The organism is Shimazuella soli, assembly GCF_022511585.1.
In the GTDB taxonomy this organism is placed as follows: domain Bacteria; phylum Bacillota; class Bacilli; order Thermoactinomycetales; family Thermoactinomycetaceae; genus Shimazuella; species Shimazuella soli.
The window spans coordinates 1-4,706 of sequence record NZ_JAKWBN010000021.1 but is presented as its reverse complement, the minus strand read 5'-3'; the positions used below and the strand labels follow the sequence as shown (position 1 = coordinate 4,706).

Annotated in this window: 1 protein-coding gene and 1 pseudogene; both read left to right on the top strand. The window is 55.7% G+C overall.

What is annotated here, in order from left to right; translation table 11 throughout:
* Positions 1–1,426: pseudogene (locus tag MK805_RS17700) on the top strand (collagen-like protein); the annotation flags it as partial.
* A gap of 239 nt (positions 1,427–1,665) precedes the next feature.
* Positions 1,666–4,706: collagen-like domain-containing protein (locus MK805_RS18200; RefSeq protein WP_476712904.1), on the top strand; the 3,041-nt coding region annotated here is incomplete at its 3' end.

Genomic DNA, 4,706 nt, shown 5'->3' with positions numbered 1-4,706 from the left:
AACTGGAGCGACCGGAACGACTGGAGCGACCGGAGCAACCGGAACGACTGGAGATACCGGAGTAACTGGATCGACCGGAGCGACCGGAACGACTGGAGCGACCGGAGCGACCGGAGCGACTGGAGATACCGGAGTAACTGGAGCGACCGGAACGACTGGAGATACCGGAGTAACTGGAGCGACCGGAGCGACCGGAACGACTGGAGATACCGGAGTAACTGGAGCGACCGGAACGACTGGAGATACCGGAATAACCGGAGCGACTGGAGGTACTGGATCGACCGGAGCGACCGGATCGACCGGAGCGACTGGAGGTACTGGAGCGACTGGAGGTACTGGATCGACCGGAGCGACTGGAGGTACTGGAGCGACTGGAGGTACTGGAGCGACTGGAGGTACTGGAGCGACTGGAGGTACTGGAGCAACCGGAGTAACCGGTCCAACTGGTCCTATAGGACCTACTGGAGTTATTGGTCCAATTGGTTCAACTGGAGCGACCGGAGCCACCGGAGCTACTGGAGCAACTGGAGTAACCGGAGCAACTGGAAGTACTGGAGCCACCGGAGTGACAGGAGCAACTGGAGGTACTGGAGCAACAGGATCGACTGGAGCACGTGGAGAAACGGGGGCTCCCGGAGGAGCGACTGGTGCCACAGGTCCTACTGGTCCAACTGGAATCCCAGGCCCAGCTGGATTAACCGGAGTGACTGGAGTGACTGGAAGAACCGGTTCTACTGGTCCAACAGGCTCAACCGGAATTCCAGGTCCTGCCGGTCCAACAGGCCCGACCGGAGCGACAGGACCGACTGGTCCAACGGGTCCAACCGGAATTCAAGGCCCAGCTGGTCCCACTGGAGTGACTGGAGTTACCGGAAGAACCGGTTCTACTGGTCCAACAGGCCCAACCGGAATCCAAGGTCCCGCAGGCCCCATAGGAGCCACAGGGGCTACAGGTCAAACTGGAGCCACAGGTCCTACTGGTCCTACAGGACTTCAAGGAGTCACAGGCCCGACTGTAACAACAGATAATGCAATGATTGTAAACTCTGCAAGTCAAGTTGTGCCAAATAATACTGCTATCCCATTGAGTACGAATTTAGTGATCAATGGCTCATCCATCACTCATATCCCTGGTTCACCACAAATTCAGCTTGCTCCAGGTCAAACTTATCTTGCAATATACGAGACAGCTGTAACTACACTTCCTGGAATAGCTGCACAAGTAGTATTGCAGTTAACTGGAATCCCAATTTCAGGTTCAGAATCCATTAATTCATCTTCTACTCTTGGTCTTGCTGTTGAATTGAACTCCCAAGCGATCTTTAATACACCACTTATAGGTAACTCCATTTTGACCTTAGTAAATATTAGTGGATCATCAGCTACCTTTAGTGGTACAAATGTCACAATTGTCCGTTTATCTTAGGTTTTTGAAAAAAATAAATGAAATGTTTCATTTCAATACCACTTGTTCAAAAAGTGGTATTTTTTTCTGTTTATTTTGCTTACCTGTATAATCCTGTTTATTTATTTTTGAATATAATGATTTGTATTTTTGTGGAAGTAAGGAAAATAAAAATGGAAGGGAGGCAACATTTGTTGCTAGATACGTTAGGAACTTTTTCTAATACATTTATCATAGATACTAAAAAACTTACTACCTTTATGCAAGTTACAGGAGCGACTGGTTCCACAGGCTCGACCGGTCCCACTGGTCCAACAGGAATAACAGGAGCGATAGGTCCAAGAGGATTAACGGGCCCGACAGGAGCAACAGGATTGCCAGGTCCAACAGGTCCGAGTGGTCCGATAGGCCCAAGGGGATTAACGGGTCCAACTGGTCCAACAGGAGCAACAGGAAGTACCGGTCCGACGGGCCCAACAGGAGCAATAGGTCCAAGAGGATTAACGGGCCCGACAGGAGCAACAGGATTGCCAGGTCCAACAGGTCCGAGTGGTCCGATAGGCCCAAGGGGATTAACGGGTCCGACAGGCCCGACGGGAGCAACAGGAAGAACAGGTCCAACGGGCCCAACAGGAGTCATAGGACCAAGAGGGTTAACGGGTCCGACAGGCCCGACGGGAGCAACAGGAAGAACAGGTCCGACGGGCCCGACAGGGGTCATAGGTCCAAGAGGATTAACGGGTCCGACAGGAGCAACAGGATTGCCAGGTCCAACAGGTCCAAGTGGTCCGATAGGCCCAAGGGGATTAACGGGTCCGACAGGCCCGACAGGAGCAGCAGGAAGAACAGGTCCGACAGGCCCAACCGGAGTAACAGGTCCAACAGGTCCAATAGGAAGTACAGGTGCATCAACCGGAGCGACTGGAGCCACAGGGTCAACAGGAGTAACTGGAGCAACCGGATCGATCGGATCAACTGGATCGACCGGAGCAACTGGAACGATCGGAGCAACAGGGACAACTGGAACGACCGGATCCACTGGAGCAACCGGAACCATTGGAGCAACTGGAGCAACAGGAGCCACAGGAGCAACAGGGGGAACCGGAGCCACAGGGACAACCGGAGCCACAGGAACGACCGGAGCAACAGGAGCAACAGGAGCAACAGGAGCAACTGGAGCAACAGGAGCAACAGGAGCCACAGGAACGACAGGAGCAACAGGAGCCACAGGGTCAACCGGAGCCACAGGAACGACCGGATCAACTGGAGCCACAGGGTCAACAGGAGCCACGGGAACGACCGGATCGACCGGAGCAACCGGATCAACTGGAGAAACCGGAGCAACTGGGTCAACAGGGGTAACAGGGTCAACTGGAGCAACAGGAGAAACCGGAGCAACCGGAGCAACAGGGGTAACAGGGTCAACTGGATCGACTGGAGCAACAGGGGTAACAGGGTCAACTGGAACGACCGGAGCCACTGGGTCAACCGGAACGACCGGGTCAACTGGATCAACTGGAGCCACAGGGTCAACCGGATCAACAGGGACAACCGGGGCAACCGGAGCAACCGGGACAACCGGGACAACCGGATCAACTGGAACGACCGGATCGACTGGAGCAACAGGAGAAACCGGAGCAACCGGAGCAACAGGGTCAACTGGAACGACCGGAGCCACTGGAGCAACAGGAGAAACCGGAACGACTGGGTCAACAGGAGCCACTGGAGTAACCGGAGCAACAGGAGAGACAGGATCAACCGGAGCGACCGGAGAGACTGGAGCCACAGGGATAACTGGATCGCCCGGAGCCACTGGATCAACCGGAGCCACAGGAGCCACAGGGTCAACTGGGGAAACCGGAGCCACTGGGCCAACCGGAACGACAGGGTCAACTGGATCAACTGGATCCACTGGGTCAACCGGAACGACCGGGTCAACTGGATCAACTGGATCAACCGGATCAACCGGATCAACCGGATCAACCGGATCAACAGGGTCAACAGGGTCAACAGGGTCAACAGGAGCCACAGGAACGACCGGATCAACTGGATCAACAGGAGCAACAGGGTCAACAGGGTCAACAGGAGCAACCGGATCGACAGGAGTCACAGGGACAACCGGAGCAACCGGAGTCACAGGGACAACCGGAGCAACCGGATCAACAGGAGCAACAGGGGAAACCGGAGCCACAGGGACAACCGGAGCCACAGGAACGACCGAATCGACTGGATCAACTGGAACGACTGGATCAACTGGATCCACAGGGTCAACTGGATCCACAGGAACGACCGGATCAACCGGAGTAACAGGGACAACCGGAACGACCGGAGCCACTGGAGAAACCGGATCAACCGGATCGACTGGAGCCACAGGATCAACTGGATCAACTGGATCCACAGGGTCAACTGGGGAAATCGGAGCCACAGGGACAACCGGAGCGACAGGAGCAACCGGATCAACTGGAGAAACCGGAGCAACAGGGTCAACTGGAGCAACTGGAACGACCGGATCAACCGGATCAACTGGAGCCAATGGAGCCACTGGAGAAATCGGATCAACCGGATCAACCGGAACGACAGGGTCAACTGGATCAACCGGAACGACCGGAGCCACTGGGTCAACCGGATCAATCGGATCAACCGGATCAACTGGAGCCACTGGAGAAATCGGATCAACCGGGTCAACCGGATCAACCGGAACGACAGGGTCAACTGGATCAACCGGAACGACCGGAGCCACTGGGTCAACCGGATCAATCGGATCAACCGGATCAACTGGATCAACAGGAGTCACTGGGTCAACCGGAACGACCGGGTCAACTGGAGCAACTGGATCCACAGGGTCAACCGGAACGACCGGGTCAACTGGATCAACTGGAGCCAATGGGTCAACCGGAACGACCGGGTCAACTGGATCAACTGGAGCCAATGGGTCAACCGGAACGACCGGGTCAACTGGATCAACTGGATCAACCGGATCAACCGGATCAACAGGAGCCACAGGGTCAACTGGAGCCAATGGGTCAACCGGAACGACCGGGTCAACTGGATCAACTGGATCAACCGGATCAACCGGATCAACAGGAGCCACAGGGTCAACTGGAGCCACAGGAACGACCGGATCAACTGGATCAACAGGAGCCACAGGGTCAACAGGGTCAACAGGAGCAACCGGATCGACAGGAGTCACAGGGACAACCGGAGCAACCGGATCGACAGGAGCAACAGGGGAAACCGGAGCCACAGGGACAACCGGAGCCACAGGGACAACCGGGACAACCGGAGCCACAGGAACGACCGG